Consider the following 4803-nt stretch of genomic DNA (forward strand, 5'->3'; position numbering starts at 1 on the left):
ATCGACGTGTAGACGGCTTCGTACTTGTCCTGTGCCCGTTCGAACAGGCCGTCGATCTCCGCGTCGGCGAAACGCTCGGCGAGGGTCTTGCGGATGAGATTGGCGGTGCCCTTGCCGACAAACGTCATCAGGCGCTCGGTCGGCACCGGTGCTACGCCCAGATCGGCCAGCATGGCGTTCAGCGCCATGCCGAAGTCGCCCGCCGTGTCGACGAGCGTGCCGTCGAGGTCGATCAGCACCGCGCGAATGCCGTCCAGCTGGAGGTCTTGGGTATCGGTCATGCCACGCTCGCCAGTTGGGCGCGCATCTGGTCGATGACCGCCTTGTAGTCGGGTTTGCCGAAGATGGCGGAGCCGGCGACGAACGTGTCCGCCCCGGCGGCCGCGATCTCGGCGATGTTCTCGACCTTCACGCCGCCGTCGATTTCCAGACGAATCTCGTGACCGGTCTCGGCCGTGTAGGCGTCGATCCGGGCACGCACGGCGCGCAGTTTGTTGAGCGCTTCGGGAATGAACGATTGGCCGCCGAAGCCGGGGTTCACCGACATGATGAGCACCATATCGAGACGATCCATCACGTGGTCGAGGTAATGCAGCGGCGTACCCGGGTTGAACACGAGACCCGCTTTGCAACCGTGGTCGCGAATCAGGGAGAGCGTGCGGTCGACATGTTCCGACGCTTCCGGGTGGAACGTGATCAGGTTCGCGCCGGCCTTGGCGAAATCGGGCACGATGCGATCGACTGGGCGTACCATCAGATGCACGTCGATCGGCACGTCCACGTGCGGGCGGATCGCCTCGCAAACCATCGGGCCGATGGTCAGGTTGGGAACGTAATGGTTGTCCATCACGTCGAAGTGAATCCAGTCGGCGCCTGCCGCCACGACGTTGCGGACTTCTTCGCCCAGCCGGGCAAAGTCGGCGGACAGGATGCTGGGGGCGATACAGAATTGCGTCATGGCGGGCGGGGGAAGGGCGTCAAAAGCGACATTTTAAAGCTTTCGCATGATGCCTGCCGGCCGTGGGCCGAACCGGCGGGCACCGATACCCTTCGAATCGGTCGCCGACTGGCGTGTTTGCCGGTTGCGACCCGCGACGACTTGCCGCAGAATGCGTTGCAAAACGCCACCAGAGAGCCCGCATGCGCTACAGGAACACCCGATGAGCCAGTATGAATTTACCGTCACAGTGCGCCCGCAATACCTCCCGGAGCAATCGGAACCGGATCGCCGGCAATTCGCCTTTGCCTACACGATCACGATTCGCAACAGTGGGGAAGTGCCGGCACAACTGATCTCGCGCCATTGGGTGATTACCGACGGCGATAACCATGTGCAGGAAGTCAACGGCCTGGGCGTGATCGGGCATCAACCGTTCCTGCAGCCCGGTGAGCAGTTCGAATATACGAGCTGGGCGATGGTCGCCACGCCGATCGGCACCATGCGCGGCGAGTACTTTTGCGTGGCCGAGGATGGCACGCGTTTCGACGTTCCCATCGCCGAATTCGCGCTGACCATGCCGCGCACGTTGCACTGAGCCGGGCATGCGCGCATCGTTCGGACGTCAGCGGCGGTCGTCGGACCAGTCTTCGCGTTTGAGCGGATCGTCGGCCGCGCCGGCGGCCGCGTCCCGATCGCGCGAATCCACCGGGTCGACGGTATCGCTCGGCATCGGCCGGATCGCCCGCATCGGGCGAACCCTGCGTTGGGGCGACGGCTTGCGACGCATCACCACAATCGCGGCGACGATCGCGATCGCCAGCAACACCTCCGGCAAGACCAGCAAGGCCGGATATTCATCGAACAGATTACCCATGACGCTCTTCTTGACGAAGTTCGGGCGGTGGCGCGCCGGCCGGGGCCTGGCGTTCGCCGCGTTTGCCGCATTGCTCTACGGTTGTTCGAGTGTGCCTCCGACGAGCACGTCTCGTCCAGGTACGCCACCGTCGACCGTGGCCACGCCGCCCTCGGGCGCGGGCCGCATGCAGCCCGTGTCGTGGTCGCAGGTCGACGGGTGGCAGGACGACTCGCTCATCGGCGCGCGCCTCGCGCTCGCCCAGAGCTGCGTGAAGCTCGGCCGTCAAACCAACTGGCAACCTGCGTGCCGCGCGTCCGAGCGTATCGACGATCTGGATCCGGCTGCGGTTCGGCAGTTCTTCGAACAATACTTTACGCCGTTTCGCATCGCGAACGCCGACGGCACGCAGACGGGCCTGATCACGGGCTACTACGAGCCGTTGCTGCACGGCTCGCGCGTGCGTGGCGGCGTGTATCAGACACCGCTTTACAAATGGCCCACCGGGCGTCGCGCCGGATCGCTGCCCGCGCGCGCCGAACTCATGCGCAGCGGCATTCTGCGCGGCCACGAGCTGGTGTACGTTGACGATCCGGTCGAGGCCTTCTTCCTGCAGGTGCAGGGCTCGGGGCAGGTATTGCTCGACGATGGCACGATCATGCGCGTGGGCTACGCGGGCAACAACGACCAACCATACAAGTCGATCGGACGCTGGCTGATCGATCATGGCGAGATCACGCCCGCGCAGGCGACGATGCAGGGGATTCGCGCGTGGGCGCGTGCCAATCCGTCGCGCGTCGATGCCTTGCTCGATGTGAACCCGCGTTTCGTCTTTTTCCGCGAGATGCCGAATCACGGCGTGGGCGGTATCGAGGGGCCGGTGGGCGCCTTGGGCGTGCCGCTCACGGCGGAGCGATCGATCGCCGTGGATCCGGCCTCGATCCCACTTGGCAGCCCGGTGTTCCTCGCGACCACGCGCCCGCCGTTCGGTGCCCAGGCGAATACCCCGATCAACCGGTTGATGTTCGCGCAGGACACCGGCAGCGCCATCAAGGGCGGCGTGCGCGCCGATTTCTTCTGGGGGCTGGGCGACGACGCCGGCGATCTGGCCGGGCGGATGCGCCAGAGCGGCCGTATGTGGGTGTTCCTGCCCAATCAGTGAGCGTCGAGCGTCAACGAAAAAGCCCGCGAATCGATCACGGGCTTTTTTTCATCGTGACGGACCACGGCCGGCGCTTATCGCACCCGCTTATCCAAAACGCGGCGTGCCTTGCCCACCGAGCGCTCGATGCCGCCGACCGGCTTCACGCGCACCGCGCACGACACGCCGATGAGCGTCTTGATGTCGCGCTTGAGTTCGCCGCCCGCCGATTGCAGCGCCGTGTCGTCGTGGCAGCCGACGGCTGCCTCGACTTCAACGGCCATCGTGTCCATCGGGCCTTCCTTGTCCAGGATGATCTGATAGTGCGGTGAGAGCAACGGCTGGCGCAGCAGCAGTTCCTCGATCTGCGACGGGAAGACGTTCACGCCGCGAATGATCATCATGTCGTCGGAGCGGCCGGTGATCTTCTCCATGCGGCGCATCGTGCGCGCCGTGCCCGGCAGCAGGCGCGTGAGATCGCGCGTGCGGTAGCGGATGATCGGCAGCGCTTCTTTCGTGAGCGAGGTGAACACCAGTTCGCCGAACTCGCCGTCGGGCAGCACTTCTCCGGTCACCGGATCGATGATCTCGGGGTAGAAGTGATCTTCCCAGATCGTCGGGCCGTCCTTGGTCTCGGCACATTCGCTGGCGACTCCGGGGCCCATCACTTCCGACAGACCGTAGATGTCGACCGCGTCGATGCCCATGCGCTTCTCGATGGCCGAGCGCATGTCGTTCGTCCACGGCTCGGCGCCGAAGATGCCGATGCGCAGCGACGATTCCGCCGCCACCAAGCCTTGACGCTCGAGTTCGTCGGCGATCGCGAGCATGTAGCTCGGCGTGACCATGATGATGTCGGGCTTGAAATCCTGAATCAGTTGCACCTGCTTCTCGGTCTGGCCGCCGCCGAACGGGATCACGGTCAACCCGGCACGCTCGGCGCCGTAGTGCGCGCCGAGACCGCCCGTGAACAGGCCGTAGCCGTAGCTGACGTGCACCTTGTCACCGCGACGCGCGCCGGCGGCACGGATCGAGCGCGCCACCAGATCGGCCCACGTGCTGATGTCGTTGGCCGTGTAGCCCACGACCGTCGGCTTGCCGGTGGTGCCCGACGACGCATGCACGCGCGAGACCTGCTCCATCGGTACGGCGAACATGCCGAACGGATAGCTGTCGCGCAGATCCTGCTTCGTCGTGAACGGGAACTTGGCCAGATCGGCCAGCGAGGTCAGATCGTCCGGGTGGACGCCGGCCTCATCGAACTTGCGGCGATACACCGGCGAATTCTCATAGGCATGCCGCAACGTCGTCTTCAGACGGTCGAGCTGAAGGGCGCGCAGTTCGTCGAGGCTCGCTTTCTCGATCGGCTCGAGCGGCAAGGCGGTGGTCATGACTGTCTCCTTGGGACTGGCTACTTACTAATACTCACTGATACGTGTGTGACTCGCGAACCCGTGCCTGGATGCGCGTGCTGCGGGGCCGTGTCAGACGACGCTGCCCTTGATCTGCGCGGACTTGCCGCGGAACATCGCGACGGCTTCGCCGGCCGAGTTCGTCAAGCGAATGTCGTAGATCCCGTGACGCCCCGAGAGCACCTGCTCCTGTGCCTCGGCCGTGAGCGTGTCGCCCCCCGAGACCGGCTTCAGGAACTCGATGCTGCACCCGGCGGCGACCGTGTTGATGTTGTAGCTGTTGCACGCGAAGGCAAAGGTCGAGTCGGCCAGCGTGAACATCAAGCCGCCGTGGCAGATGGCGTGGCCGTTGAGAAATTCGTCGCGAATACGCATCGTCATGCGCGCATAGCCCGGGCGAACTTCCTGCAACTCCATGCCGAGCCACTGGCTCCCGCGGGCGCTGCGGGACATCGAT

General features: G+C 64.9%; 7 protein-coding genes. 2 read left to right on the forward strand and 5 right to left on the reverse strand.

The window, feature by feature from the left end:
• Together A985_RS29120 and rpe are read right to left on the reverse strand one after the other, a co-directional pair.
• Window positions 1-281 (reverse strand): HAD hydrolase-like protein (locus tag A985_RS29120; RefSeq protein ID WP_232424577.1); only part of this gene is annotated, 281 nt, incomplete at its 3' end.
• Window positions 278-958, reverse strand: coding sequence for a ribulose-phosphate 3-epimerase (rpe, locus tag A985_RS0109570; RefSeq protein ID WP_017233185.1), 681 nt, complete (start codon window positions 956-958; stop codon window positions 278-280). The genes rpe and A985_RS29120, both read right to left, overlap by 4 nt.
• 202 nt (window positions 959-1160) lie before the next feature.
• Here rpe and apaG point away from each other — a divergent pair, with 202 nt between their 5' ends.
• A complete protein-coding gene (apaG, locus tag A985_RS0109575) occupies window positions 1161-1535 on the forward strand; it encodes a Co2+/Mg2+ efflux protein ApaG (protein ID WP_017233186.1) in 375 nt (124 codons plus the stop codon).
• A 27-nt stretch (window positions 1536-1562) separates the two neighbouring features.
• On the opposite strand, the gene A985_RS29125 is transcribed toward apaG, so the two are convergent.
• Window positions 1563-1814 carry a hypothetical protein gene (locus A985_RS29125; RefSeq protein WP_017233187.1) on the reverse strand — a complete coding sequence of 84 codons (252 nt, stop codon included), beginning with the start codon at window positions 1812-1814 and terminating at the stop codon, window positions 1563-1565.
• Between A985_RS29125 and A985_RS0109580 the strand changes: the two genes are divergently transcribed.
• Window positions 1813-2955, forward strand: coding sequence for a murein transglycosylase A (locus tag A985_RS0109580; RefSeq protein ID WP_017233188.1), 1143 nt, complete (start codon window positions 1813-1815; stop codon window positions 2953-2955). The genes A985_RS29125 and A985_RS0109580 overlap by 2 nt on opposite strands.
• Window positions 2956-3029: 74 nt before the next feature.
• Here the strand turns inward: A985_RS0109580 and paaK are convergent, their stop codons facing one another.
• Window positions 3030-4325 (reverse strand): phenylacetate--CoA ligase PaaK, encoded by a 1296-nt coding sequence (paaK, locus tag A985_RS0109585; RefSeq protein WP_017233189.1) that lies wholly within the window; start codon window positions 4323-4325, stop codon window positions 3030-3032.
• 93 nt (window positions 4326-4418) lie between these two features.
• On the reverse strand, window positions 4419-4799 hold the full coding sequence (gene paaI, locus A985_RS24910) for a hydroxyphenylacetyl-CoA thioesterase PaaI (protein ID WP_051060113.1): 381 nt from the start codon (window positions 4797-4799) through the stop codon (window positions 4419-4421).
• Window positions 4800-4803 lie beyond the last annotated feature (4 nt).

The sequence above is a fragment of the Pandoraea sp. B-6 genome (genome assembly GCF_000282835.1).
Classification (GTDB): Bacteria; Pseudomonadota; Gammaproteobacteria; order Burkholderiales; family Burkholderiaceae; genus Pandoraea; species Pandoraea cepalis.